The organism is Streptomyces californicus, from assembly GCF_000717645.1.
Classification (GTDB): domain Bacteria; phylum Actinomycetota; class Actinomycetes; order Streptomycetales; family Streptomycetaceae; genus Streptomyces; species Streptomyces californicus.
This window is the reverse complement of sequence record NZ_JNZZ01000010.1, coordinates 91,341-118,319: the sequence shown is the minus strand read 5'-3', so window position 1 is coordinate 118,319 and position 26,979 is coordinate 91,341. Positions and strand designations below refer to the sequence as shown.

Below are 26,979 nucleotides of genomic sequence, written 5' to 3'. Positions count from 1 at the left end.
GGCCGCGGCCGGCGGGGGTACGGGGGTCAGTCGCGGGCGAGTTCGGCCTCGGCCGCCGCGAGGGCGGCGAACTCCTCCTCCGGCGCTCCCGCGACCAGCCGGTGGCGGCTGTAGAGGGCGAAGTAGGCCAGCGCCACCGCGTACACGGCGAGGGCGATGAACGCCGCGTCGCGGTCGACCAGGAAGGTCGCCACCAGCGCCGAGCATGCCAGGACGAAGGCCACGGACGAGGTCAGCGCGCCGCCGGGGGTGCGGTAGGGGCGCGGCAGCCCGGGTTCGCGGCGGCGCAGCACCATGTGGGAGAGGGCCATCAGGGCGTAGCTGATGGTGGCGCCGAAGACGGCGACGTTCAGCATGCGGCCGCCGTTGCCGCTCCACGCGGCGAGCGTGAAGCCGATGGCGCCGGGGATCAGCAGGCCGAGGTAGGGGGACTTGCGGCGGTTGGTCAGCGACAGGAAGCGGGGCAGATAGCCGGCCCGGGAGAGCGCGAACAACTGGCGGGAGCCGGCGAAGATCAGCGAGAAGAAGGAGGCCACCAGACCGGCGAGGCCCGCGTAGTTGACGAAGCGGCTCAGGGCGGTGGGTTCGCCGTCGCCCTGGAGGGCCACCACGAGCGGGTTGCCGGCCTCCTTGATGGCGTCGGCGCCCTGGGCGCCGGTGGCGGAGACGAAGGTGATGAGGGCGAGGAAGACCAGGACGGCGAGCGAGATGGCCAGGGCCTTCGGCATCGAGCGGACCGGGTCCTTCGCCTCCTCCGCGGCGAGCGGTACGCCTTCCACGCCGAGGAAGAACCACATGCCGAAGGGAAAGGCGGCCCAGATGCCGAGGAGGCCGAACGGCAGCCAGGAGGAGGAGCCGAAGGCCGAGGCGTCGGCCGGGATGTCGTTCAGGCGGCCCGCGTCGAACTCGGTGAACGCGCCGACGGCGAAGATCAGCAGCGCGGCCACGGCGATGGCGGTGACCACCAGGCTGAAGCGGAGCGCCTCGCCGACGCCCCAGAGGTGGATGCCGATGAAGACCGCGAAGCAGGCGAGGTAGACCGGCCAGCCGGAGGTGAGTCCGAACAGGCCGAGCGATTCGACGTAGTCGCCGATGAAGAGGGAGATGGCGGCGGGGGCGAGGATGTACTCGATGAGGATCGCCGTCCCCGTCAGGAAGCCGCCCCAGGTGCCGAGCGCACGCCGCGCGAAGCCGTAGCCGCCGCCCGCCGTGGGCAGGATCGCGGAGAGTTCGGCCAGGGCGAAGACCAGGCAGGCGTACATGACGCCCATGAGGACCATGGCCGCGGCGAGCCCGCCGAAGCCGCCCTTGGACAGGCCGATGTTCCAGCCGGAGAAGTCGCCGGAGACCACGTAGGCGACGCCGAGGCCGGTCAGCAGGAGCCAGCCGGCGCTGCCCCGGCGCAGGGTCCTGCGGTGGAGGTACGCGTCCGTGCCGGACGCTCCCGGGCTCGCGTCCCCGGGTGGGCCGGCGGGTGTTTCGGTTCCCTGAGCCATGAGGCGCTCCAGATGTGGGTGAACGGCATCGTCGGAACTGCTTCGATCAAAGGTTCGTCGGCACACCTTTGTGGAACGGCTGCGGGAATGGCAAGGGGCGTGCGTTAAAGAGCGGTTACGGATTCGCCTCGCCGGGCCGCCCGGCGGAGCGGCGGGACCGCCGGGCCGGAGGCACCGGTAACGGGGCGGGGCAGGGGCCGCGGGGTCCGGCGCCGAAGGCTCCGCCGGGGACACGGGCCCGGGGTGTGCGGCTCACGCGAGGAAGCCGCGCAGCAGGGCGGCGGTGCCGCCGCAGTGTTCGCGCATCATCTCGCGCGCCGCGTCCGCGTCGCGGTCGAGCACCGCCTCGACGACGGCCGCGTGCTGCTGCTGGGAGTGCTCCAGGTTGCGCACCAGCAGCGGGATGCAGTCGAGGAGTTCGTTGAGGGTGGCCCGGACGGCGGCGTACTGCGCGGCGAGCGTACGGGAGCCGGAGAGTTCGGCGAGGGTGAGGTGGAGCAGGGTGTCCCGGCGGCGGTAGTCCTCCAGCCGGGCGCCCCGTGTGGCGTCGAGCGCTCCCCGCAGCCGGGCCTCCTCGTCACCGGTCAGCCCTTCGGCGCACAGACCGGCCGCCCCGGCCTCCAGCACCTCGCGGAAGCGCAGGGTGTCCTCCACGTCGACGGCGGCGATGCGGCGGCGCAGTTCACCGGTGCCGTCGGGGGACGCGGTGCGCGGCAGGACGAAGGTGCCGCCGTAGCGCCCCCGGCGGCTCTCGACCATGCCCTGGTCCTGGAGGACCTTGAGGGCCTCGCGCAGGGTGACCCTGCTGATGCGCAGCTGCTGGGACAACTCGCGTTCGGAGGGGAGCCGTTCGCCGGGCGGGACGAGACCGAGGCGCAGCAGTTGGAGGATCTGCTCCAGCGCCTCCTCGAAGCCGTTGCCGGCCCGGACGGGCCGCAGCACGGAGTCGAGCGGACCGGCAGCGGCGCCACCCGCGGCCGTCTCCGCGGCTTCCTCCTCGGCGCCGTCCGCCGCCCGTCCGGCCGCCGCTGCCGCCGGACGGGTGCCGTGCGCTCTTCCCCTCGTCACCACGGGCGGATCCCCTTCCCAAGCAATGGTTCTCTGTCATACCTTATGCCTCCCGGTTCCCCCAAGGAGGCTTCCCGTGGCAGACCGCACACCCCCGCTCGCCCTCGACGAGCTGCGCGCCCGTGTCGCGGACGGGTCGATAGACACCGTGGTGCTGGCCTTCCCCGACATGCAGGGCCGGTTGCAGGGCAAGCGGTTCGCGGCCGGGTTCTTCCTCGACGAGGTGCTGGAGCACGGCTCCGAGGGCTGCAACTACCTGCTGGCCGTGGACACCGAGATGCAGACCGTCGACGGCTACGCGATGTCCTCGTGGGAGAACGGCTACGGCGACTTCGGCATGGTCCCCGACACCGCCACCCTGCGGCCCATCCCCTGGCACGAGGGCACCGCGCTGCTGATCGCGGATCTCGCCTGGCACGACGGCAGCCCGGTGGTGGCCGCACCCCGCCAGATCCTGCGCCGCCAGCTCGACCGGCTGGCCGAGCGCGGCTGGACGGCGCAGGTCGGCACGGAGCTGGAGTTCATCGTCTTCCGGGACAGCTACGAGGAGGCCTGGGACCGCGACTACCGCGGGCTGACCCCGGCCAACCAGTACAACATCGACTACTCGATCCTCGGCACCGGCCGGATCGAGCCGCTGCTGCGCCGCATCCGCAACGAGATGCAGCGGGCGGGGCTGACCGTCGAGTCCGCCAAGGGCGAGTGCAACCCCGGCCAGCACGAGATCGTCTTCCGCTACGACGAGGCGCTGACCACCTGCGACCAGCACGCCGTCTACAAGACGGGGGCCAAGGAGATCGCCTCCCAGGAGGGCGTCTCGCTCACCTTCATGGCCAAGTACGACGAGCGCGAGGGCAACTCCTGCCACATCCACCTCTCGCTCACGGACGCGGACGGCGCGAACCTGATGGCCGGCGACGGGCCGGACGGCATGTCCGAGCTGATGCGCCATTTCCTGGCCGGCCAGCTCGCCGCCCTGCGCGACTTCTCCCTCCTCTACGCGCCGAACATCAACTCCTACAAACGCTTCCAGCCGGGCTCCTTCGCGCCGACCGCCGTCGCCTGGGGCGTCGACAACCGCACCTGCGCGCTGCGGGTCGTCGGCCACGGGCCCTCGATGCGCCTGGAGAACCGGCTGCCGGGCGGTGACGTCAACCCCCATCTGGCCGTCGCCGGACTGGTCGCCGCCGGACTGCACGGCGTCGAGCACCGGCTGGAACTGCCCGACGCCTGTACCGGCAACGCGTACACCGCCGGCTACGACCAGGTGCCGACGACGCTGCGCGAGGCCGCCGAGCTGTGGGAGGCCAGCCCCATCGCCGAGGAGGCGTTCGGCGAGGAGGTCGTCGCGCACTACCTGAACATGGCCCGCGTCGAACTGGCCGCCTACGACGCCGCGGTGACCGACTGGGAGCTGCGCCGCTCCTTCGAACGCCTCTGACCACCACCCGCTTCCCTGATCGGGGTTCGTACGTGTCACAACCCACCCTGGACGTCATCGCCCCGGCCACCGCCGAGGTCATCGCCACCGTCCCGGCCGCCACCGCCGCCGACGTCGACGCCGCCGTCCGCCGGGCGGCCACCGCCCAGCGCTCCTGGGCCGCCGCGGCGCCCGCCGACCGGGCCCGCCTGCTGCGCCGCTTCGCCGCTGTCGTCGACGAACACGTCGAGGAGCTGGCCCAGTTGGAGGTGCGGGAGGCCGGCCACACCGTCGGCAACGCCCGCTGGGAGGCGGGCAACGTCCGCGACCTCCTCGACTACGCCGCGGGGGGCGCCGAACGGCTGCTGGGCCGGCAGATCCCGGTGGCGGGCGGCATCGACTTCACGATCCTGGAGCCGCTCGGCGTCGTCGGGGTCATCGCCCCGTGGAACTTCCCGATGCCCATCGCGGCCTGGGGGCTCGCCCCGGCGCTGGCGGCGGGCAACGCCGTCCTCCTCAAGCCCGCCGAGACGACCCCGCTGACCGCCCTCCGGCTGGCCGAACTCGCCCTGGCCTCCGGGCTTCCCGAGGGCCTGTTCCAGGTGCTGCCCGGCGAGGGCCCGGTGGCCGGAAGCGCCCTGGTCGAGCACCCGGGCGTCGCGAAGATCGTGTTCACCGGCTCCACCCGGACCGGCAAGCACATCATGGCGCGCTGCGCGGAGCGGGTGAAGCGGGTCACCCTGGAGCTGGGCGGCAAGAGCCCCAACATCGTCTTCGCCGACGCGGACGTGGAGGCCGCGGCCGCCGCCGCCCCGATGTCCTTCCTGGACAACGCCGGCCAGGACTGCTGCGCCCGGACCCGGATCCTGGTCGAGCGGTCCGTGTACGACCGGTTCCTCGACCTGCTCGTCCCGGCCCTGTCCGCCGTGGTGGTGGGCGACCCTGCCGACGAGAAGACGCAGATGGGACCGCTGATCTCGGCGGTCCAGCGGGAGCGGGTGCGCGCACTCGTCGACGGCGGCCGGGAGGCCGACGGCGTACGGGCGATCCTGGGTACGGCGCCGGAGGGCCCCGGGTTCTGGTACCCGCCGACCGTCCTCACCGGGGTCGCGCCCGACGCGCCGGTGGCCGTGGAGGAGGTCTTCGGGCCGGTCGCGGTGGTCCTGCCGTTCGAGGACGAGGCGGACGCGCTGCATCTCGCCGACGCCACCGACTACGGGCTCTCCGGCTCCGTCTGGACCCGGGACGTGGGCCGCGCGCTGCGCGTGAGCCAGGGGCTGCGGGCCGGCAACCTCTCCGTCAACTCGCACTCCAGCGTGCGCTATTCGACCCCCTTCGGCGGCTACAAGCAGTCGGGTCTGGGCCGCGAGCTCGGCCCGGACGCCCTGGCCGCCTTCACCGAGACCAAGAACGTTTTCATCAGCACGGAGGCATGAGCACCATGACCGACACTTCCCCCGTCTGCCGCCGCCTGGTCGGCCGCACCGCCGTCGTCACCGGGGCGGGCAGCGGCATCGGCCTGGCCACGGTCCGGCGGCTGTCCGCCGAGGGCGCCCACGTCGTCTGCGCCGATGTGGACGAGGAGCGCGGCAAGGCCGCCGCCGAGGAGGCCGCCGGGATCTTCGTCCGTACCGACGTCACCGACGCCGAGCAGGTGGAGGCCCTCTTCAAGGCCGCGTTCGACACCTACGGCTCGGTCGACATCGCGTTCAACAACGCGGGGATCTCGCCGCCCGACGACGACTCCATCCTGGAGACCGGCCTGGAGGCGTGGAAGCGGGTGCAGGAGGTCAACCTGACCTCCGTCTACCTCTGCTGCAAGGCGGCCATCCCCTACATGCGCGCCCAGGGCAAGGGATCGATCATCAACACGGCCTCGTTCGTGGCCCGGATGGGCGCGGCCACCTCGCAGATCTCGTACACCGCGTCCAAGGGCGGGGTGCTGGCGATGTCGCGCGAGCTGGGCGTGCAGTTCGCGCGCGACGGGATCCGGGTCAACGCGCTGTGCCCCGGGCCGGTCAACACCCCGCTGCTCCAGGAGCTGTTCGCCAAGGACCCGGAGCGGGCGGCCCGGCGGCTGATCCACATCCCGGTCGGCCGGTTCGCCGAGCCGACGGAGATCGCGGCCGCCGTGGCGTTCCTGGCGAGCGACGACTCGTCGTTCGTGAACGCCACGGACTTCCTGGTCGACGGCGGGATCGCCGGGGCCTACGTCACCCCCGTCTGATCCCGTCCGCCGGGCGCCCCGGGTCCGCGGCACCCGCTCCCGGACCCGGACTCCGGCGTACGGAGCCCGTCCCGGCCGGGGGCCCGGCGTACGCGGCCCGGTCCCGGCCCGGCGTACGGCGTCGACCCCGGGCCCAGGCCCGGCGCACGGTCTCGGCCCGGGGCCCGGCGTACAGTCTCGGCCCGGGGCCCGGGGCCCGGGGCCCGGCGTACGGCGCACGGTCTCGGCCCCGGGGCCCGGCGTACGGTTCAGTCCTGGGCCGGGGCGAGGTCGCCCCGCAGCCGCAGGGCGCGCAGCACCAGCAGCATCTCGAAGCGCTGGTCCGCCTCGTCGATGGCGTCGCCCCACAGCTCGCGGATCTGCCGCAGCCGGTAGCGCGCCGTCTGCGGGTGGACACCGAGCCGGGCGGCCACCTCGGGCGCGCCGCCGGGGGTCTCGATCCAGGCGAGCAGGGTTTCGGCCAGCCGGCGCGACTGGGTGGCGCTGAGGCCGTCGAGCGGGGCGAGGCAGCGCCGGGCGGCGGCGTCGATCAGGTCCTCGGCGGGCAGCAGGAGCAGCTCCTCCGTCCGCTCGGTGCAGTACAGCACCTCGCCCTGCGGCAGCAGCCCCTTCTTGATCAGCTGGACGGCGGTCTCCGCCCAGCGCAGCGAGGTCGCCGCGGCGGCCAGCGGGACCGGCGGGCCGATCGCCCCGGACCAGCCGGCCGTCGCCCGCCGCAGGGTCTCCGCCCTCCCGGCGGTCTCCGGCTCCGGGATGACCATGCGCGGCTGCTCGCTCTCCATCTCCAGCAGGACGCCCTGGCCCACCGCCGGGGCCACCGCCTCGCGCGCCGGGCGCATCAGCACGCCCACCGCGATCGTCTCCGGCAGCTCCCAGCCGATGCGGGCGGCCCGCTCGGCCAGGGTCATGGAGACGTCACCCCGGTGCTCCATCAGCAGGAGCTCGATCAACTGACGCTGCAGGCGCAGCCGTTCGCTGGCGCGCCGGGCCGCAGCCTCGGCGTAGCCCCGTACCGACTGCTCCACCAGCCCGTCCAGGTACTCGAACCCCGATTCAGCCAGTTCGTACATGGCGGGCGCGGGGATGTCGGCCTGCTGGCCGATCTCGGCGAGCCTGCGCCAGGTGAGCCGGACGCCGAGGCGGTAGATGGCCTGGAGCGCGTCGAGGCTGCGGCCTTCCAGCCCCTCGCCCCGGCCGAACTCCTGGAACATCTCCGGCGGTACGCGCGGATGGGCGCCGGCGGTGAGGTTGCTGACGAAGCCCTCGATGGCGCGGCGGATGCCGACCAGGGCCAGCGGTTCACCGGACTCGTCCTCGACCAGGTGCAGATAGGGGTACTCCCGGCGGATCTGGAAGAGGATCGTGTGGGCGAGTTCCGGCGCCTCGGACCGGGCGATCTCCTCGAAGCGGTCGAGGTTGGAGCGGGGGACGTCCTGCCAGGCCGGGCGGGTCATGGAGCCGCCGGGGAGGTGTCATAGCTGATCAGAGGGGTGTTGGGCTGGTCGGGAGTGGCGTCGAGCAGTGCCACGGCACCGACTGCAGCGCCCACGGCGAGCGTGGCGGCCACCAGGGCGGTGACTGCGGCGGCGACGATTCTGCGCATGGTCGGGTCAGCTCCTCGCTGAAGACGGTCCCCACCCCTTCAGCCCGGCCCTCCGGCTCGGACACAGTGTCGACAGCACATTGACATTCCGTCAAGGCTTTGCTTACTGTTCACGCCAATCAAGGGCTGACCGGCCCGGGGCCCGTGCACCTCCGCGAAGAGATTCGACCCAGGAGTGCCCGGATGCGCCGCAATGCTTCACCCCTGTCGCTTGTCCTGCTGGGGGCGGGAGTCTTCCTGCTCGTACTGGCTCCGCTGCTCGTCCACTACGTCCAGCCGCACGCCAAGCGCACCCCCATCGACACCGACGCCACCACCGTCTTCACGGGGACCGGCAGCTACTTCGACACCTCCGAGGTGGAGACGGTCGAGGACCGGACGATCACCATCACCCGGCGGGTGCGCGGTGACGTGGCCGACAGCGAGAAGAGCGGCAACGCCGTGTGGGACGTGTCCACCTCGGTCGACCACGACGGCACCCTGCCCGCGTCGGACCCGCGTGACGCCCTCCAGTGGACGCTGGAGCGGTGGGTGACCGACCGCTCCACCAACGAACCGGTCCACTGCTGCGAGGAGTCCCCGACCTTCGACGGGGAGGCGTACCTCAAGTTCCCCTTCGACGTGGAGCGGCGCTCCTACCGCTGGTGGGACAGCACGCTCGGCGGTGTGGTGCGCCTCGCGTACGCCGGGGAGCGCGAGGTCCAGGGCTACTCCGGCTACCTCTTCACGGGCGAGGTGGAGCCGGCCAGGACCGGGGTCCGCCAGGTGCCGGGGGTCCTCGTGGGCCGGAAGAAGACGCCTCAGGTGCTGGCCGAGGAGTGGTATTCCAACAGCGGCATCGAGCTGGTCGTGGACCGGCGGACCGGCCGCATCATCAACGCGGCGATCGGCCCGAAGAAGACGCTGCGCGCCCCGGGTTCGAAGAAGGACGCCGTGGTGCTGCTGGAGAGCGGGCGGGTGGAGTTCACCGAGGAGACCCAGCGCGAGCAGGTCGAGCTGGCGTCGGCGGACAGCGACCGGCTGGCGCTGCTCGGTACGGCCGCTCCGGCCGGGGCGGCGTCGGTGGGCGGTGTGCTCGCCCTCGCGGGCGTCGTTCTCCTCGTCCGGGGCCGCCGACCGGAGCCGGACGAGGAGAACACTCACATGGTGACGATTCCGCGCGCCTGAGTCACCGGCAAGTTGTTGCACCGGTGAGTAGCCGGGGGCGTACCGGTGCCCAAAACTGTCTATCCCCACCAGAGCACGGCCCCCGGTCTCGTCCCTGCCCGTCGTTCTCCCTCTTCTGTCGCCCGGCCCTCTTCCCCACCCCGAGCCCCACCCTCCCTTCCGTACGGCCCCGCCCCCCGTGGGCCGCTTCCCCCTACCTTGAGCCGAGTTGGAGCACGCATGCCCCAGCACGTATCTCCCCCACTGTTCGACGCCGCCCCCCACCCGGATCAGGGCCCGGCACCGTCCCGGATCCCCGGGGCCCCCGGGCGGATCGTCTTCCTCGCCCACCGCGACCTGGGCAACCCGGCCGCCGGCGGCTCCGAGCTGCTGGTCGACCAGCTCGCCCTCGGTCTCACCGAGCAGGGCCACGACGTCACGCTGCTCTGCGGCGGGCGGGCCGCCCGCCGGCCCTACCGGGTCGTGTCGGCGGGCTCCGCGCTGGGGCACTACGTCGGCGCGCGGTCCGCGTTCGCCCGGCACATCGGCTCGTGCGACCTGCTCGTCGAGGTCTGCAACGGCATGCCGTACCTGGCTCCGCTCTGGCACCGGGGGCCGACGGTCTGCCTGGTCAACCACGTGCACACCGACCTGTGGGACATGCGGTTCCCGGCGCCCGTGGCCCGTGCCGGGCGCAGGCTCGAACACTGGGCGCTCTCCCGCGCCTACCGCGACCACCTGATGATCGCGGTCTCCCCGTCCACGGCGGGCGCCCTGCGCGAACTGGGCGTCCCCGCCAGCCGGATCAGGGTGGTGCACAACGGGGTGCGGGAGCCCGCCCCGCAGGGCGAGCGCTCCGCCACGCCGCTGTTCGTGGCGCTGGGCCGGCTCGTCGACTACAAGCGCATCGATCTGCTGCTCCAGCTCTGGGAGCGGGTCCGGCCGGTCACGGGCGGCCGGCTCGTCATCGTCGGCGACGGCCCCGAGCGCGCCCGGTTGGAGCAACTGGCCGGTCCTGGCGTGGAGTTCGCCGGTCATGTGACCGAGGCGGAGAAGCACCGGCTGCTGTGCGCCTCCTGGCTGCTGCTGCACCCGGCGGCCGTGGAGGGCTGGGGGCTCGTCGTCACGGAGGCGGCGGCCCGGTCCACGCCGACCCTCGGCTTCGACGTGCCGGGGCTGCGCGACTCCGTCGAGGACGGGGTCACCGGCGTCCTCGCGCGGGGCGCGTCCTCCTTCGCCGCCGCCTGGTGCGCGCTGGCGCTGGACGACGGGCGGCGCGAGGCGATGGGCAGGGCGGCCCGCGAGCGCGCCGCCGAGTACCGGTGGGCCTCCAGCGTGCGCCGGTTCGCCGCGGTGGCCGCCGAGGCGACGGCCGCTGCGCCGGCCGGCGCGAAGGCCCCGGCGATGGGCGCGAGCGCGTGAAGGACCCCTCGTTCCGGCGGTCGGCCGCCCTGTTCCGCGCCTTCCTGCGCGAGGGGGCCGACCCCGCCACCGCGTACACCCTCCTCGCCCGGGACGCGGCCGACCAGGTCGAACGGCACACCCCGCTCCGGGGCAAGGTCGTCGTGGACGTCGGCGGCGGCGACGGCTACTTCACCCGGGAGTTCCGGCGGCGCGGCGCCCAGGGCTACCTCTTCGAGCCGGATCCGGCGGAGATCGGCCCCGGGCAGCGCGCGGACACCGTCGTCGCCGACGGCTATCTGCTGCCGCTCGCCGACGGCGCGGCCGACGTCTGCTTCTCCTCCAACGTGCTGGAGCACGTCGCCGATCCGCACACCTTCCTCGGCGAGATGGCGCGGGTGACCCGCCCCGGCGGCCTCATCTACGTCTCGTACACCAACTGGCTCTCCCCGTGGGGCGGCCACGAGTGGGCGCCCTGGCACTACTTCGGCGCCGACCGCGCCCGGCGCCGCTACGAGCGGCGCACCGGGAGGCCCGCCAAGCACCGGCTCGGCGAGAACCTGTTCGCGATCGGCGTCGGCGAGACGCTGCGCCACGTCCGGGGCCGCTCCGACGTGGCGGTGCTCTCCGCGCGGTCGCGCTACTGGCCCGTCCTCCCCCAGCTCGTGCCGCGGATCCCCCTCCTGCGGGAGTTCGCCACCTGGAACCTCCTCCTCATTCTCCGGCGGTGTTCATGACCAGCGCTGTCCTCCCACCCCGGTCCACGGCCCCGGGGGGCACGGGCCCCGTGGAGCCCGGCTCGGCCGCCGGCCCGCCCCCGCCGCGCTCCCGGCGGTGGCTGCTGGGCTTCTGGGCCGCCGTGTTCGCGGCGTTCCTCGCGGTGTCCCCGGGGCGGATGACGTTCGACACCAAGCTCGGCGTCGTCGTGGACCCGTGGCGCTTCCTGAGCGATCTGGGCGAACTGTGGCACAGCCGGGCCGGGTTCGGCGGGATCGCCGACCAGTACGTGGGCTACGCCGTCCCGATGCTGCCGTACTACGGGGCCGCCGACCTGCTGAACGTACCGGTGTGGCTCGCGGAGCGGCTCTGGCTGTCGCTGATCGTGGCGACGGCGTTCTGGGGCGCGCTGCGGCTGGCGGAGCGGCTGGCCGTCGGTTCCCCGGCGACCCGGCTGCTGGGCGCCGCGGTGTACGGGCTGTGGCCGACGTTCACGATCGTCGTGGGCTCGACCTCGGCGGCGGCCCTGCCGGGAGCGCTGCTGCCGTGGGTGCTGCTGCCGCTGACGGACCCGCGTCTGGCGCCGAGGCCGGCGGCCGCGCGGTCGGCGCTGCTGATCCCGCTGATGGGCGGGGTCAACGCCGCCTCCACACTGGCCTCGCTGCTGCCGGTCGGGCTGTACCTGCTGTCCCGGCCGGGCGGTCCGCGCAAGCGCGCGCTGCTGGCGTGGTGGATCCCGGGCGTGGTCCTGGCGACCGCCTGGTGGATCGTTCCGCTGCTGCTGCTCGGGACGTTCGGCGAGAACTTCATGCCGTACGTGGAGTCCTCGTACACCACGACGACGACCATGTCGGCGACGGAGATGCTGCGCGGCGGCGGCAACTGGGTGGGCTATCTGAACTTCGGCGAGGCGTGGCTGCCCGCCGGCTGGACCGTCGCCACGGCGGCCGTCACCGTCCTCGGGTCGGCGCTCGCCGCCGCTCTGGGGCTGGCGGGGCTGGCCCGGCGCGATCTGCCCGAGCGCCGCTGGCTGGTGCTGACGGTGCTGTGCGTCGCGCTGGTCACGCTCGCCGGGTACGGCGGTGCGCTGGGCGGGCTGTTCCACGGGACCGTCCAGAGCTGGCTGGACGGGTGGCTGGTGCCGTTCCGCAACATCTACAAGTTCCAGACGGGCGTGGCGCTCGCCCTGGCGCTGGGGCTCGCGCATCTGACGGCGGTGGCTTCGGCCGCCGCCGCGGCGCGCGGCGGACGGGGCGCGCCCCGGTCGGGCCGGCTGGCTCCGCTGGCCGCCGCCGTGATCGTGCTGCCGGGGCTCGTCTGGCCGTACGTCAACGGCTCGATCCTGCAGCCGGGTTCGTTCGAGAGGCTGCCCGCGTACTGGGAGACCACCGGTGAGTGGCTGGAGAAGAACGCGCCCGACGACCGGGCCCTGGTGGTCCCCGCGACCGCGCACGGCCTCTACACCTGGGGCTCCCCCATCGACCAGCCGCTCGACGTGCTGGCGGACTCGCCGTGGGGGCAGCGGGACTACGTGCCCTTCGGCACGCCGGGCAACCGGCGGGCGATGGACGCGGTCGAGCAGGCCCTGACGACGGGCGGCGAAGTGCCCGGGCTGAGCCGGTTCCTGAACCGGGCCGGGCTGCACCACGTGGTGGTCCGCAACGATCTGGACCCCGACCAGCTCGGTTACGTCCCGACGGCGACGGTGAAGCGCACGCTGGAGGCGTCCGGGTACCGGCGGGTCACCGGCTTCGGCCCCGTGATGACCGGCGGCCGCATCGCGGCGGACACCCCCGTGCAGGTCGAGGGGCTCTACCCCCGGCAGCGGGCCGTGGAGATCTACGCGCCGCCCGCCGGGACGGAGCGCCCGGGGCGGGCGGGCACCGCGCCGGTGGCCGCGACGGCCGTCGTGTCCGGCGGGCCGGAGTCGCTGCTGCCGCTGTCGGCGGGCGGGGCGCTGGAAGGACGGCCGGCCGTGCTGGCCGGTGACGCGCACCCGGGCCTGGGGCGGCCGTCGCTGTACGCGGCGGGCGACGGGCTGCGGCGCGCCGACACCCGGTTCGGGCTGGTCAACTCCAACACCTCGTACACGTACACCGCCGACGAGCGCAACGCCGCGCAGGCAGCGCAGGACCCGGGCCGCGCTCCCCGGCAGATCCTGCCGTCGGCCGGTACGGAGCACCAGACGACGGCCGTGCTGCGGGGCGCGAAGGGGGTCAGCGCCTCCTCGGTGGGCAACTGGCTGTTCCATCTGCCGCAGTACGACCCGGTCAACGCCTTCGACGGCGACCCGGAGACCGGCTGGGCGGAGGGGTCGCCCGGCTCGCCCGAGAACGAGTGGGTGCGGATCGACTTCACGGGCCCCACGGACGTCCCGGGCTCGCTCCAGGTGACTCCGCTGCCGAGCGCCGACGTGCGGGCCGCGCCGACCGTGGTGCGGGTCGAGACCGACCAGGGCTCCGCGGACAGCCCGCTGCGGCCCGACGGCTCCGCGCAGACGGTGGCCGCGCCCGTGGGGCGGGCGGCCTGGCTGAAGGTGACGATCCTGGAGTCCCAGCAGGGGCGGCCGGGGCTGACGGGCGCGGGGTTCACCGACATCGCGATCCCCGGGGTGCGGGTGACCCGGATGCTGGAGCTGCCGTCCGACGCGCCGCGTGAGGGGGCCGACTCGACGGTCTACTCGCTGCGGCGGGGCAGCGACCCGGGCGGACTGTCGTCGGTGGCGGCCGAGGTGGGCCTGCACCGGCAGTTCACCCCGCGCGAGCCGGGCGCGTACCGGCTCTCGGCGAGCGCGGTGCCGGTGCCCGGCGACGCCTTGGACAAGCTGCTGTTCGAGCTGACGGGCGAGCGGGACCGGATCGAGGTGAGCGCAGACTCCACGGCGCGGCTCGGCACCGGCCTCAGCGCGCGCAATCTGACCGACGGGGACCTGACCACGGCGTGGATCGCGGGCGAACGCCCCGTCCTGCATCTGTCGTGGCCGGAGAAGAAGGAGGTCGGGGAGATCGTCTTCGCCGCGGCGGGCGGGCTCTCCACCCGTCCCGAACAGGTGCAGATCAGCTCGCCGGACGGGACGGCGGTGGCCGCCGTGGACGAGAACGGGATGGCCCGCTTCTCCCCGATCAGGACCGACCGGCTGGACATCACCATCTCGCGGCAGGCTCCGCTGACGGTCCACAACCCGGTGGCCGACGACCGGTTGCAGCTGCCGGTCGGGCTGAGCGAGATCCACATCCCGGCGCTGGAGGAGTACCGCACGCCGCAGCCGAAGCCCGGCACGGCCTTCGAGCTGCCCTGCGGTAAGGGCCCGGTGCTGTCAGTCGGCGGCACGTTCCTGGAGACCCGGGCCGAGGGCCTGGTACGGGATCTGACGCAGCGCCGTCCGATCGAGGTGACGCCCTGCACGAAGGGCGGCACGGTGGAGCTGGCCGCCACGTCCACCACCGTCGAGGCCGGGGACGCGGGCCCGCTCGTGATCACCGACGTCACGCTGGGCACCGGCGACTCCGGGGCCGCGGCCACGCCCCGGCCGGTGGAGTCGGTGCGGGGCGACGGCGACCGGCGCACCGTCTCCGTCGGCGCGGGCGAGGCGTCCTATCTGCAGATCCACGAGAACCACAACGAGGGATGGAAGGCCACGCTGGACGGGAAGGAGCTGGCGCCGCTGCGGATCGACGGCTGGCAGCAGGCGTTCCTGGTCCCGGAGGGCGAGGGCGGCACGGTCACCCTGGAGTACGAGCCGGCCCGGATCTACCAGGTGGGGCTCATCGGCGCCGGGGTGCTGCTCCTGGTGCTGGCGGGGCTCGCCTTTGGGCGGCGGCGGGACGCGGAGCCGTACGCGGCCGAGGGGCGGTCGGTGCCGCCGGGTCCCGGCCCGGTCCTCGGCACGGTGGCGCTCACCCTGGTGGGGGTGGTGATCGCGGGGCCCGTGGCCCTGGCGGTGCCGGTCCTCGCCGTGGTGGCCCACCTGCGGCCCCGGCTCCTCGCGCCGGTCGCGTTCGCGGCGATGGCCGCGGCGGGCGTCGTCGCGGCGGTGGGCACCGGGGAGACCACGGCGGCGGGCGAGGGAGCTTTCAGCGCGAGCGCCCAACTCCTCGCACTGATCGGCCTGTTCGCCGCACTGGTCACGGCCGGACGCGGCCCGCTCGGCAAGCGGGCCGCCGGGGACCGGGGCGGCGGCGCGCCCGGCGCGGCGGGCGAGGAGGCTCCCACGGTCGCGGCGCGGGCGGCCTCCGTCTCGGGACGGACCGTCTCCACCGATCCGAAGCGCCCGCAGGGCGCCCCGCCGCCCGCGCCCGGCGGCGGACACGGATACGGCTCCGCGACGGGCGGCGGGCACGCCTCGGGACCGGGCGGCGGGGACGACGGTACGGACCCCGCGCCGCCCCCCGGCGGTGGCCGGCCCCCGGCGCACCCCGGCGGGGGCGGCTGATGGCGACCGCGCGGCACACCCGGGCCCGGGGCGGCGCGCCCCGGCCCGGAGCGGTGGACCGGGTGCCGTTCCCGGTCGTGGACGAGGTGGCCCGGCACTGCGCCCAGGACGCCGAGCCGAACACGGTGCACATCGAGATCCATCTGCCGGGCGCGGTGGACGAGGGGCGGTTGCGCGCCGCGTTCGCCGAGGCGCTCGCGCGGCACCCCCGGGCGCTGATGCGGGAGCGGCCCCGGGGACCGCTCGCCCGGCGCTACGAGTGGGAGCTGACCGGCGCCGCCGACGTGGACCCGCTCTCCTTCCCGCCGCCGGAGCCCGGGGCGCTGGACCGGGCCCGGACGCGGGCGCTGGCGGTCGCCCCGCCGCTGACGGCGTCACCGCCGCTGCGGCTGGAGGTGGTCCGGGAACCGGGGACGGACGGCTGCGTGCTGGTGTTCACCCTCCACCACACGGCCTTGGACGGCCCGGCGTGCATGCGGCTGGCGGCGACGGCCGCCGAGGTCTACGGCGTGTGTCGCACACCGGCCGCCCCGGCCCCTGCACGCCCGGCGTCCGCGCCGTCCTCAGGGGGGTCCCCGGCCGCGTCGGCGGCGCGTCCCGTCCGGATCGCGGCGGGTTCGCCGGGGCCCGGGGCGGTGCCCGGCAACTCCCTGCTGCTGGCCGAACTCCCGGTGCCCCGCCGGGAGTCCGGTGCTCCGTACACGGTGAACGACCAGCTGATGGTGGCGACCGCGCTGACGGTGGCCGACTGGAACCGGACGCAGGGGGCGCCGGGGGCCGACCGCCGGCCGCTGCGGATCACCATGCCGGTCGACGACCGCCCCCGGGGGCCCGAGATGCCCATCGGGAACGGCACCCGGCTGGTGGAGGCCGGTTTCGCGGCGTCCGAGCTGCTGCCCGGCGTGGACGTCGCCGCCCTGCTGCGGACGACCGCCGCGCGGACCCGGGCGCTCAAGGCGGTCCGCCGGCCCCCGCTGGGCCGTTCCGCCTCCCTGCTGACCGCGCCGCTGCTGCCGGTGGCGGTCCGGGCCGCGGCCACCCGGGGGCTGCGGGTCCTGGCAGGGCCGTGGACCTCGACGACGCTGCTGAGCAACATCGGCCGGCTGCCGTACCCGCTGGACTTCGGGGAGGCGGGCCGGGCGACGGCCGTGTGGTTCTCCGCGCCCGCCCGGATGCCCCGGGGGCTGACCTTCACCACCGCGTCCACGGGCGGCCGGCTCCACCTGGCGCTCCGCTGGTCGCGCACCCTGCTGGGGGACGAGGACGGCGTGCGGCTGCGCGAGCTGTTCACCCGGCACCTGGCCTCGACCTCCTCGGAGACCGTATGACCGGCACCGCCACTCCCCCGCAGGGCCTGCGGGACTTCTACGAGAACCCGGCCGTCCCCGTCGCCTCGGGCGACGGGCGCACCCTGCGGCAGGCCCGGCTGCTGGCCGCCGCGCTGGGGACGACGCCGGGGCAGGTGATCCTGGACATCGGGTGCGGCGACGGTACGGCGGCGGCGACGGCGGCCCCGCTCCTCACCGGGCACCGGCTGATCGGCGTCGACTGGTCGCAGGACGCGCTGCGGCGGGCCCGGCCCCGGATGGGCGCGGTGGTGCGCGGGGAGTTGGAGCACGGCGGGCTGCCGCTGGCCGACGGGTGCGCGGACGCGGTGCTGTTCAGCGAGGTCCTGGAGCATCTGGTCGACCCGGACCAGGCGTTGGACGAGCTGCGGCGGGTCCTGCGGCCCGGCGGCCATCTGATGCTCTCCACCCCGAACCTGGCGGCCTGGTACAACAGGGCGCTGCTGCTCGCCGGGGTGCAGCCGGTGTTCTCCGAGGTCAGCCTGCGCGGGATCCACGGGCGCCCCGGTTCGGAGGTGGTCGGCCATCTGCGGCTGTACACCGCCCGCGCGCTGCGCTCGTTCCTCACGGCGTCCGGCTTCACCGACGTTACGGTCAGGGGCGCCCCGTTCCACGGGGTGCCGCGTCCGCTGCGGCTGCTGGACCGGGCGGCGTGCGCGGTGCCGGGCGCGTCCTCCATCCTGCTGGCCCACGCGCGGCGGAGGTAGCCGCGTGTGGTGGGGTGTCGGCGCGGCCCTGGTCGCCAACGCGCTGTACAGCGTGGGGTTCGTGGTGGAGAAGCGGGCTCTGGGCTCGCTGCCCGCGCTCTCGGCGGACCGGCCGCTGCGGGTCGTCCGGGTCCTGGCGACCAGCCCGCTGTGGATCGTCGGCGCGCTGGCTCTGGCGGCCGGGTTCGTGGCGCAGCTCGTGGTCTACCGGGCGCTGCCGATCGCCGCGGCGCAGGGGATCTTCGTCTCCGGTCTGGTGCTGCTCCTGCTGCTGTCGTCGGCGGTGCTGGGCGAGGAGGCGACGGGGCGCGAACGGTACGCCCTGGGCGGGGTCCTGCTCGCGCTGCTGATGGTGGTGGGCTCGGTGCGCGAGGGCGAGGACGTGGTGAGCGGCGGAGCGCCCTGGACGCTGGTACTGCTGGTCTGCCTACCGGCGCTGGCGGCCGGCGTCTGGCTGTACGTACGGGTGGAGAGCCGCGCGACGAAGCGGCACCGGGTCCCGACCAGTGGTATCGGCTACGGGGTGGCGGTGGGGCTGCTGTACGGGGTCAGCTCGCTGGCGATCAAGGGCACCTCCGGCAGGCTGACCACCGGCGCGGGTCCCGCCGAGGCGGCGCTGTCGCTGCTGGGCTCCCCGTACCCGTACCTGCTGCTGTTCACCTCGGTGGCCGGTCTCGTCATGTCCCAGGCGGCGCTCCAGCGCTGCCGGGCCTCCCTCATCGTGCCGGTGTGCACCACGGTGACCTGCGTGTTCACGGCGGTCCTCGGGACGCTCGCGTTCGGCGAGTCGCTGCCCGACGATCCGCTGCTGGTGGCGCTGCGGGTGGGCGGCACCGCGCTCGCGCTCTCCGTCCTGCTCGCCATGCCGCGCCACGACCCGCCGCCCGCCGCCCCTCCTGACCACCGCCCCGGCCCGTACCCGACCGACGCCCCCCCGTCCACTCCCCCCGACACCGAGGAGCCCGCGATGACCCCCGACGACCCCCTTCTCGCCCTGCTGGCCTGTCCGCTCGACAAGGGCTCGCTGTCGCTGCTGCCCGAGGACGAGGGCGGGGCCCTGTACAACCCCCGGCTGCGCCTGAGATACCCGGTCGTGGACGGCGTCCCGCAGTTGCTGCCGTCCTCGGGGCGGAAGGTCTCGGCGGACGACCACGAGCGGCTGCTCGCCCGGATCGAGGTCGCGGCCGGATGACCACGTTCGCCGCGGCGGTGGCGTCCCGGCTGCCCGGGAGCCTCGTCGGCTCGGCCGCCGTCGCCCTGTATCCGCGTTTCGAGCCTGAGCTCCGCCGGCTGGCGGACTTCTGCCCGCCGCACGGTGTCGCCCTCGACATCGGTGGCTGGTACGGGCCCTGGTCCCGGCGGCTGGCCGCCCGCTGCGAGCAGGTGGTGACCGTCGAGCCGGTGCCGCATCTCGCCGGGCATCTGCGGCGCACCCTCCCGTCCAACGCCCGGGTGGTGGAGGGGGCCGCGACCGACCGGGAGGGCACCGCCCGGTTGTGGTTCCCGGCGGGCGACCGGGGCGACCGGGGCGTGTCGTCGCTGGCCCGCCGCGACATCCACGCGCACTGCCTGGAGGTGCCGTCGATCACCGTCGACGGGCTCGGGCTGCGCGGGGTCGTCTTCGTGAAGATGGACGTCGACGGGGGCGAGCGGGCGGCGCTGCTCGGCGCGGCGGAGCTGCTGCGCCGGGACCGTCCGGCGGTCCTCGTCGAGCTGGAGAGCCGGCTCGGCCCGATCGCACCCGCCGTCGGCCTGCTGGCGGAACTGGGGTACGCGGGGTGGCTGCTGGCGGGCCGGCGCTGGATCACGCTCGACGGGTTCGACCTGGTGGCCCGTCAGGCACGGACCGAGCACCTGGTCCACCGGGGGCTGCTGCGCCGGGCTTTCCTCCCGCACCGGGAGCGGTACCTGAACTCGGTCCTCTTCCTGCCGGACGGCCGGACTCCCGGGGCGTCCTGACGGCAGGCGCCCCGGCGTATCCTCGGCCGGAACGGGCCGAGCGGAGGATGGCGTACGTGACGGGCAGCAGCGCGGGACGGGAGCGGGCACGGCCGGGCGGCCCGGGCGGAGGCCCCGGGCACGGCTCCGGCGGCGAGCGGCCGGACGGTGCCGAGCGGGCGGGCGCCCCGGAGCGCACGTCGCTCAGTGTCCGCGCCCGGGACGCGATCCGGCAGCGGATCGCCGACCGCACCTACCCCCAGGGGGCCCGGCTCGTGGAGCGCGAGGTCGCCGAGGAGCTGCGGATGTCCCGCGTCCCGGTCCGCGAGGCGCTGCGCGCCCTGGTCGGCGAAGGGCTCCTCGAACTGCTGCCGCACAGCGGGGTCCGGGTGCGGCGGCTGGACCGGGCCGACGTGGAGCACCTGTACGAGGTCTGGGAGCCGCTCGCGGTGCAGGCGTCCCGGCTCGCCGCGCGGCGGGTGGCACGGTCCGCCCCGGTGGAGCCGCCGGGCGTCACCGCGCTCCGGGCCTCCCTGGACCGTGCGGAGCAGGCGGCGTCCGACCCCGAGGGGGCGCGGGAGGTGGCGGCGCACACCGCGTTCCACGAGGACATCGTGGCCCTGAGCGGCAATCCGATGCTGGCCCGCACGATGGAGCGGCTCGGCGGACAGCTCCGGCTGCTGTTCGGGATGCGGGAGGAGCCCGAGCACATGCGGGCCCAGCACGCGGTCATGTTCCGGTACATCGCACAGGGCGACGAGGAGTCGGCGGCGGCGAGCACACTCCTGCACGTACGGGACAGCCGGACCGTGGCCCTGCGCTCCCTGTTCGACGACGCCTGAGTCCGACGACGCCCGAGTCCGACGACATCCGACCTTTTGTATACCAGAACGTTCGCGCCGCCGCCGAGACCATCGCGTCACCCGCACATTCCCTCTTCTTCCGGAGCGAGGACAGGAAGCGGAATCACCCCTTCCCAGAATCTCGACGCACCTGGTATACAAAATGCTCTCCGGTATGCCCGTGCGATCCGAGGAGACCTCCCATGTGCGTCGAGAACACCCCTCCGCCGTCCGGCCGACTGACCCGGCGGGGCGTCCTCGCGGGCGCCGCCGCCCTGGCGGGCACCTCCGCCGTGCTGGCCCGGGCCGCCCCGTCGGCCTCCGCCGCACCTGCCGCGCCGGGTGGGCCCTCCGCCCGGGGCGGGGACCTGGTGGTGGAGGGCGGCAGGCTGCTCGATCCGCTGACCGGCGAGGTCACCGAGGACGCGGTCGTCGTGATCTCCGGTGGCGTGGTCCGCGCGGCGGGCCCCCGCAGCCGTGTCGGGAAGACGGCGCCCTCCGGCGTGCCGGTGCTGCGGGCCCACGGGAAGTGGGTGCTGCCCGGGCTGGTGGACGCCCATATCCACCTCAACACGGCGGCCGAGGCCCGCGACGCGGTCCTCAAGGGCGCGACCAGCGCGCGCAGCGGCTCGACCAACTTCTACCAGGACGTCGCGGTACGGGAGTTGGCCCGGCAGGCACCGGAACGGGCGCCCCGGCTGAGGGCTGCGGGCATCTTCGTCACCCCGGATCTCGGTGACACGATCCTCGCCGACCCGGACCTCGCGCCCCTCGCCCGGCTGCGGAACGGGGTGCGGTCGCCCGAGGCGCTGCGCCGGGTGGTCGAGATCAACCTCGCACGCGGGGCCGACACCGTGAAGACCCGGGTGAACGAGCGCGCCGGCCTGCCCGAGCAGGACCCGCTGGTCCAGGTCTACGACCACGAGCAGCTCTCCACGATCGTGGCGGCGGCCCGGCGCGGCGGAAAGGGGGTGCTCTGCCACAGCTACAGCGAGAAGGGCTGCCACGACGCGGTCACCGCGGGCATCCGCTCGCTGGAGCACGGGGCGTTCGTCGGCGAGCGCACCCTGCGCGAAATGCGCCGCAGGGGCACGTACTTCACGCCGACGCTCACGGCCATCGCCGGGCTGGCCGAGTCCTCCGACCCGGTCCTGGCGGAGCGTGGCCGTACCTATCTCCCGGTCCTGAAGCGCGCGGTCCTCGCGGCGCACGAGCTGGGGGTCCCCCTCGCCGCGGGCACGGACTCCTCGGGCGGGGCGGTGGATCCGATCGGCCGGGAGGTGGAGCTGATGCACGCGGCCGGGCTCTCCGCCCTGGACGCGATCCGCACGGCGACCACGGGGGCCGCGCGCCTCCTCGGGTTCACCGGCACGGCGGGTCGGCTGACACGGGGCCACGCGGGCGATGTCCTGGTGGTGGACGGCGATCCGCTGGCCGACCTCGGCGTGCTGAGCCGCCCGGCGCACGTGGTCCGAGCAGGCTTCCCGGTACCCGCGGCCTGACCATCAGAGCGCTCCGGCGGACCAGAACCGGGCCCGCCGGAGCGCCCCCACACCTTCGCCCCGCCTTCCCCAGCCCCAAGGAGCACTCGATGCCCGCCTCGCCCCGACCCGAGCCCTCGCCCCGCCCCGAGTCCGCCGGTCCGGCGGCTTTGTCCTCCGCCCGGGCCACGTCGCGTTCGGGCCCCGCGCCCGCCACGGTGTTCCGGAACGTGCGGCCCTGCGGGGCGCGGCGGCCCGTCGATCTCACGGTCGTCGACGGTGTGGTCACCGCCGAGCCCGCTCCGCACGGCGCCGAGGTCGTCGACTGCGGGGGCGGGATCGCGCTGCCGACCCTGGTCGACGCGCACATCCACCCGGACAAGACGGCGTGGGGCGAGCCCTGGGCGTCACGGAAGCCGGCGAGCTCCCTCGCCGAGTACACCGCCGAGGACGTACGGCTGTACCGGGCGCTGAAGACGCCCGTGGGCGAGCGCGCGGAGCGGCTGATGGGCCACGCGGTCACCCGGGGCACCCGGGCGATGCGCGCCCATGTCGATGTCGCCCCCGTCTACGGCCTGGAGGGCGTCGAGGGCGTCGGATCGGCCCGCGAGGCGCTGCGGCACGCGCTCGACGTGGAGATCGTCGCGTTCCCGCAGCACGGGGTCGTGCGGACGCCGGGGACCAGGGAGCTGCTGGAGGAGGCGGCCCGGAGCGGGGCGGTCGACCGGGTCGGCGGCATCGACCCGGCCGGCTTCGACGGGGCCCTCGACGAACAGCTCGACATCGTCTTCGGCATCGCGGACCGGCACGGTGTGGGCGTGGACATCCACCTGCACGAACGGGCCGCGACGGGGCTGGCCTCGCTGCGCGCCGTCATCGACCGCACCCGGGCGCTGTCGCTGCAGGGCAGGGTGACCGTCAGCCACGTCTTCTGCGTGCCCGGGCTCACCGGGCGTGACCTGGACGAACTGGCGTCCGCGCTGGCGGGGGCGGGGATCTCCCTGACCACGGTCGCCCCCTCGTCCGACCTGGTGCTGCCGGTCGACCGGCTGCGCGAGCACGGGGTCGAGGTGGGCCTCGGCTCGGACGGCGTACGGGACGGATGGAGCCCGTTCGGCGACGCGGACATGCTGCACCGCTCGCATCTGCTGGCCCGGGTGCGGGACGCCCGCCTGGACGAGGAGCTGGAGGCCGCGTTCCGTACGGGGGCCGACGGCGGGGCGCGGCTGATGGGGCTGCCGGAGGCGGACCTGGAGCCGGGATCGCCGGCCGACTTCCTGCTGGTGCGCGGGGAGTGCCTGCCGCAGGTCGTGGTCGATCTGCCGCAGCGCGAGCTGGTGGTGCGCGGCGGGCGGATCGTCGCCCGGGACGGCGCCCTGGTCGGCGGCTGACCCCGGCCGACCGCCCCTGCTCCGTTCCCGTGGCCGAACGTCCGGCGCGGGTCAGGGGCTGGCCACGTCGAAGGTGTACCGCAGGGGCGCGTCGTCCGTGCGGGGGTCGCGCCGGTAGACGTACAGCGCCGATACACGCACCTCGTCACCGGGCCCGTCCGGTGGGCACGGGCGGGTCACCTGCAGGACGTGCGGCCGGTCGGCGACGCGCGTCCGCAGGCCGTGGGCGGGGCCTCCGTCGAGCACGGCGGACTCCCAGCGCGCGGTGTCGTGGTTCTCCATGACGACAGTTTATCCATTGCGCAATCCATGAATCATCGTGGTCCGCCCGGCCGGAGCGGCGGCCCCGTTCCGGCCTCCGGGCAGGGGTTCAGCCGGTGACGATGCCGGCGATCAGGTTGATCGTGGTGGCCAGGATGGTGGCGCCGAACACGTACGACATCAGGCAGTGCCGGAGGGCGACCGCGCGGATCTCGGAGGTGGAGACGTCGGTGTCGGAGACCTGGTAGGTCATGCCCAGGTTGTAGCTGAAGTAGAGGAAGTCGATGTAGCGCGGCGGTTCCTCCGTGTTGAAGTCGATCCCGCCGCCCCCGGGGGTCCGGTAGTAGAGGTACGCGTACCGGGCGGCGTACATCAGATGGAGAGCCGCCCAGGACATGAACACCCCGCAGAGGGCCAGGGCGGCCGCCGCGTGGCTCAGGTCGGTGTGGCCGATCAGGAGCAGCACCACGATGCCGACCAGGCCGGACAGGGCGGCCGTGACGACGACGACCTCCTCGGCGACGGGCCGGAACTCCTCGCGCCGGGCGTTGGTCCGGGTGGCGGCGGCGCCCATCGGCCACAGGACGCACCAGCCGGCGACGACGAAGAGGGTGTCAGCGGCGGCGATGCCGACGTGGAGCCCCAGCGGGACGTTGCCGACCAGGACGCCGGCGAGGACTCCGGCGGCCGTGCCGGCCAGCACGGAACCCGCGAGCCGGGGGACGGCGGGGAGGAGGAGCCGGCGGTAGGTGTTCATGGGGCCTCCCATGGCTGACCGGGCGGCCCGGGGCGTTCTGGGCGGATCCCGGCCGGGTCCGCGCCGCCGGACACATGCCCGGCCGTGATCCGCGGGAACTCCCGGCGGCCGGGCCCCGTCAGCGTATGCGCGGACGCCCCGGCCCGCAGGCCGGGCCCCGGACGCGTCGCAGGGCGGTGGCGGGGCTGTCGCGGGTACCGGACGGAGGCCCGGCCACGGGTCCCGCGGCGACTGGCAGCCCCGAATCGCCCGGCATAGCCTGCCCGAAGGACCCGTTTCGCCCCATGATGCCCAGCGGGCCCGTCGATCCCGCCGGTGAAAGGGTGGAACCGCCGTGAGCACCGAGAACGCAGCACAGGAGCCGCAGGAATCCCGGCAGTCCCCGGAGCCCCTGGAGCCCCGGGTCGGGCCCACGCCCGACGCCGCACCCCAGGTCCGGCCCTACCACCACCCCGCCGCGGGCTGGGGCGCGGCGAAGAGCGTCACCCGCGTCCTGGTGGAGGAACGCGAGCTGGTGGACGGTCCGCGCGCCATCATGCGGATGAACCACGAGAACGGCGGGTTCGACTGTCCGGGGTGCGCGTGGCCGGACGACACCAAGGGCCTGCGTCTGGACATCTGCGAGAACGGCATCAAGCACGTCACCTGGGAGATGACGCGCAAGCGCGTGGACCGCGCGTTCTTCGCCGCGCACTCGGTGACCGAGCTGGCCGGCTGGAGCGACTACGACCTGGAGAACCAGGGCCGGCTGACCGAGCCGATGGCGTACGACCCGGAGTCCGACCACTACGTCCCGATCAGCTGGAAGGAGGCGTTCGAGGTGGTCGGGGCCGCCCTGCGCGGGCTCGACGACCCGAACCGCGCCTCCTTCTACACCTCGGGGCGGCTGGGCAACGAGGCCACCTTCCTCTACCAGTTGATGGCCCGTGAGCTGGGCACGAACAACCTTCCCGACTGCTCCAACATGTGCCACGAGGCCAGCGGCCGCGCCCTCCAGGCCGCCCTCGGCACCGGGAAGGGGACGGTCGACCTCAGGGACTGGGAGTCCGCCGACGCCCTGTTCATCCTGGGCGTCAACGCCGCGTCCAACGCGCCCCGCATGCTCACCGCGCTCGCCGAGGCGGAACGCCGGGGCGCGCAGATCGTGCATGTGAACCCGCTGGTCGAGGCGGCGGCGACGCGCACCATCGTGCCGCACGAGTTCCTCTACATGGCCCTGTTCAAGTCCACGCGGACCAGCACGCTCAACCTCCAGCCGCGCATCGGCGGCGACATGGCGCTGCTGCGCGGCATGGCCAAGGCGGTCCTGGAACAGTCGGCGAGCGACCCGAAGGCGCTCGACGCCACGTTCGTCGAGCGGCACACCGCCGGTTTCGAGGAGTACCGGGCGCTGTGCGCGGCCACCCCCTGGGAGGAGCTGGAGCGCCAGTCCGGGCTGAGCCGCGCCGACATCCTCAGGGCCGCGCGGGTGTACACGGAGGCCGACCGCTCCATCGTGAGCTGGTGCCTCGGCCTGACCCAGCACGAGCACGGTGTGGACACGGTCCGCGAGATCGTCAACCTCCTGCTGCTGCGCGGCAACATCGGACGGGAGGGCGCGGGCCCCTCCCCCGTACGCGGCCACAGCAACGTCCAGGGCAACCGCACCTGCGGCATCGACCACCGCCCCACCGAGGCGTTCCTGGACCGGCTCGCCGACGCGTGCGGGATCGACCCGCCCCGTGAGCACGGGCTGGACACCGTCCGGACGATCCAGGCCATGCGGGACGGCGAGGTGAAGGTGTTCGTCGCCATGGGCGGCAACTTCGCGCTCGCCGCGCCCGACACCGCCGCCACGTACGCGGCGCTGCGCTCGTGCGACCTCACCGTGCAGGTGAGCACGAAGCTGAACCGCAGCCATGTCGTGCACGGCCGGGCGGCGCTCATCCTGCCGTGCCTGGGCCGCACGGAGAAGGACCACCAGCGCAAGGGCGTCCAGCGCACGTCCGTCGAGGACTCCATGAGCATGGTCCACCTGTCCCTCGGGATGAAGCGGCCGGCCTCCCCGCACCTGCTGTCCGAGCCGGCCATCGTCGCCGGGATGGCCCGCGCCGCCCTCCCGGACAGCGAGACGCCCTGGGACTGGTACATCGAGGACTACGACCGCATCCGGGACACGATGGCCGTGGCGCTGGACGGCTTCGAGGACTTCAACCGCCGGGTGCGGCTGCCGCTGGGCTTCCGGATCAAGCAGCCCGCCCGCGAGCTGGTCTTCCTCACCCCGTCCGGGCGCGCCGAGTTCTCCACGGCCGCCCTGCCCGACGTCGTGCCCGAGCCGGGCACCCTGGCGCTCGGCACCATGCGCTCGCACGACCAGTGGAACACCACGATCTACTCGGACGACGACCGCTACAGGGGCGTCAAGAACCTGCGCACGCTGGTCTTCATGAACCGGGCCGACATGCGCGAGCGCGGCATCGTCGACATGGGCGCGGTCGACATCACCAGCACGGCCAAGGACGGCAGCCACCGGTGCCTGAAGGGCTACACGGCGGTTCCGTACGACATCCCGCGCGGCTGCGCGGCCGGCTACATGCCGGAGATGAACGTGCTGTGCGCCCTGGGCGACTACAGCACCCAGAGCGATCAGCCGATCATGAAGCACGTGAAGGTGACGATCGTCCCGGCGGCCGGCGGCTGACCGGGGGCGGGCACGGAGGAGGGCGGCGGCCCCGGGCAGTCACCCGGGGCCGCCGCCCTCCTGATG

Annotated in this window: 21 protein-coding genes and 1 pseudogene; 16 read left to right on the top strand and 6 right to left on the bottom strand. The window is 74.4% G+C overall.

The features are described from left to right. Positions 1–26: 26 nt before the first annotated feature. Positions 27–1,496, bottom strand: coding sequence for an ethanolamine permease (gene eat, locus IF19_RS0115400; protein ID WP_030112377.1), 1,470 nt, complete (start codon positions 1,494–1,496; stop codon positions 27–29). A 252-nt stretch (positions 1,497–1,748) separates the two neighbouring features. Continuing rightward, positions 1,749–2,438 (bottom strand): FadR/GntR family transcriptional regulator, encoded by a 690-nt coding sequence (locus tag IF19_RS0115395; RefSeq protein ID WP_078580636.1) that lies wholly within the window; start codon positions 2,436–2,438, stop codon positions 1,749–1,751. A 202-nt stretch (positions 2,439–2,640) separates the two neighbouring features. Between IF19_RS0115395 and IF19_RS0115390 the strand changes: the two genes are divergently transcribed. Genes IF19_RS0115390 through IF19_RS0115380 form a run of 3 tightly spaced genes read left to right on the top strand, consistent with a single transcriptional unit; the run spans position 2,641 to position 6,211 of the window. Next, complete coding sequence (locus tag IF19_RS0115390; protein WP_030112375.1) at positions 2,641–4,005, top strand: glutamine synthetase family protein; 1,365 nt, start codon at positions 2,641–2,643, stop codon at positions 4,003–4,005. A gap of 32 nt (positions 4,006–4,037) precedes the next feature. Next, a complete protein-coding gene (locus IF19_RS0115385) occupies positions 4,038–5,420 on the top strand; it encodes an aldehyde dehydrogenase family protein (RefSeq protein WP_030112374.1) in 1,383 nt (460 codons plus the stop codon). Positions 5,421–5,425: 5 nt separating this feature from the next. Next, complete coding sequence (locus IF19_RS0115380; protein WP_030112373.1) at positions 5,426–6,211, top strand: 3-oxoacyl-ACP reductase; 786 nt, start codon at positions 5,426–5,428, stop codon at positions 6,209–6,211. 248 nt (positions 6,212–6,459) lie between these two features. On the opposite strand, the gene IF19_RS0115375 is transcribed toward IF19_RS0115380, so the two are convergent. Then, positions 6,460–7,665 (bottom strand): PucR-like N-terminal domain-containing protein, encoded by a 1,206-nt coding sequence (locus tag IF19_RS0115375; RefSeq protein ID WP_030277098.1) that lies wholly within the window; start codon positions 7,663–7,665, stop codon positions 6,460–6,462. Further along, the gene (locus IF19_RS1000000137660) at positions 7,662–7,814 is read right to left on the bottom strand and encodes a hypothetical protein (RefSeq protein WP_167345078.1); all 153 of its coding nucleotides are present in this window, start codon (positions 7,812–7,814) and stop codon (positions 7,662–7,664) included. Before IF19_RS1000000137660 ends, IF19_RS0115375 begins: the two co-directional genes overlap by 4 nt. Positions 7,815–7,997: 183 nt before the next feature. Here IF19_RS1000000137660 and pgfA point away from each other — a divergent pair, with 183 nt between their 5' ends. The 12 genes and pseudogenes from pgfA (at position 7,998) to IF19_RS0115315 (ending at position 23,215) form a co-directional block, all read left to right on the top strand. Further along, positions 7,998–8,981 carry a cell envelope lipid trafficking protein PgfA gene (gene pgfA, locus IF19_RS0115365; RefSeq protein WP_030112370.1) on the top strand — a complete coding sequence of 328 codons (984 nt, stop codon included), beginning with the start codon at positions 7,998–8,000 and terminating at the stop codon, positions 8,979–8,981. 219 nt (positions 8,982–9,200) lie between these two features. Then, the gene (locus tag IF19_RS0115360; protein ID WP_030112369.1) at positions 9,201–10,382 is read left to right on the top strand and encodes a glycosyltransferase family 4 protein; all 1,182 of its coding nucleotides are present in this window, start codon (positions 9,201–9,203) and stop codon (positions 10,380–10,382) included. After that, positions 10,379–11,098, top strand: coding sequence for a class I SAM-dependent methyltransferase (locus IF19_RS0115355; protein ID WP_030112368.1), 720 nt, complete (start codon positions 10,379–10,381; stop codon positions 11,096–11,098). The genes IF19_RS0115360 and IF19_RS0115355 overlap by 4 nt, the downstream gene beginning before the upstream one ends. Beyond that, a complete protein-coding gene (locus tag IF19_RS0115350) occupies positions 11,095–15,510 on the top strand; it encodes an alpha-(1->3)-arabinofuranosyltransferase domain-containing protein (protein ID WP_030277091.1) in 4,416 nt (1,471 codons plus the stop codon). The genes IF19_RS0115355 and IF19_RS0115350 overlap by 4 nt, the downstream gene beginning before the upstream one ends. Beyond that, complete coding sequence (locus tag IF19_RS0115345) at positions 15,510–16,838, top strand: condensation protein (RefSeq protein ID WP_030277090.1); 1,329 nt, start codon at positions 15,510–15,512, stop codon at positions 16,836–16,838. Before IF19_RS0115350 ends, IF19_RS0115345 begins: the two co-directional genes overlap by 1 nt. Further along, entirely contained in the window at positions 16,835–17,563 is a 729-nt protein-coding gene (locus IF19_RS0115340) for a class I SAM-dependent methyltransferase (RefSeq protein ID WP_030112360.1), read from the top strand. The genes IF19_RS0115345 and IF19_RS0115340 overlap by 4 nt, the downstream gene beginning before the upstream one ends. A gap of 4 nt (positions 17,564–17,567) precedes the next feature. Continuing rightward, positions 17,568–18,458, top strand: a pseudogene (locus IF19_RS0115335) (hypothetical protein); the annotation flags it as partial. 72 nt (positions 18,459–18,530) lie between these two features. After that, positions 18,531–18,755 (top strand): Trm112 family protein, encoded by a 225-nt coding sequence (locus tag IF19_RS1000000136160; protein ID WP_030701612.1) that lies wholly within the window; start codon positions 18,531–18,533, stop codon positions 18,753–18,755. Beyond that, complete coding sequence (locus tag IF19_RS0115330; protein WP_030112358.1) at positions 18,752–19,522, top strand: FkbM family methyltransferase; 771 nt, start codon at positions 18,752–18,754, stop codon at positions 19,520–19,522. The genes IF19_RS1000000136160 and IF19_RS0115330 overlap by 4 nt, the downstream gene beginning before the upstream one ends. Positions 19,523–19,569: 47 nt before the next feature. After that, positions 19,570–20,343 carry a GntR family transcriptional regulator gene (locus tag IF19_RS0115325; RefSeq protein WP_030121032.1) on the top strand — a complete coding sequence of 258 codons (774 nt, stop codon included), beginning with the start codon at positions 19,570–19,572 and terminating at the stop codon, positions 20,341–20,343. Positions 20,344–20,546: 203 nt separating this feature from the next. After that, entirely contained in the window at positions 20,547–21,845 is a 1,299-nt protein-coding gene (locus IF19_RS0115320) for an amidohydrolase family protein (RefSeq protein WP_030112355.1), read from the top strand. Between the two features lie 89 nt (positions 21,846–21,934). Next, a complete protein-coding gene (locus IF19_RS0115315) occupies positions 21,935–23,215 on the top strand; it encodes an amidohydrolase family protein (protein ID WP_030112354.1) in 1,281 nt (426 codons plus the stop codon). A gap of 51 nt (positions 23,216–23,266) precedes the next feature. Here the strand turns inward: IF19_RS0115315 and IF19_RS0115310 are convergent, their stop codons facing one another. Next, positions 23,267–23,497 carry a hypothetical protein gene (locus IF19_RS0115310; protein WP_030112353.1) on the bottom strand — a complete coding sequence of 77 codons (231 nt, stop codon included), beginning with the start codon at positions 23,495–23,497 and terminating at the stop codon, positions 23,267–23,269. An 88-nt stretch (positions 23,498–23,585) separates the two neighbouring features. Continuing rightward, positions 23,586–24,233, bottom strand: coding sequence for a DUF1345 domain-containing protein (locus IF19_RS0115305; protein ID WP_030277085.1), 648 nt, complete (start codon positions 24,231–24,233; stop codon positions 23,586–23,588). A 334-nt stretch (positions 24,234–24,567) separates the two neighbouring features. Here IF19_RS0115305 and IF19_RS0115300 point away from each other — a divergent pair, with 334 nt between their 5' ends. Then, on the top strand, positions 24,568–26,913 hold the full coding sequence (locus tag IF19_RS0115300; RefSeq protein WP_050493907.1) for an FdhF/YdeP family oxidoreductase: 2,346 nt from the start codon (positions 24,568–24,570) through the stop codon (positions 26,911–26,913). Positions 26,914–26,979 lie beyond the last annotated feature (66 nt).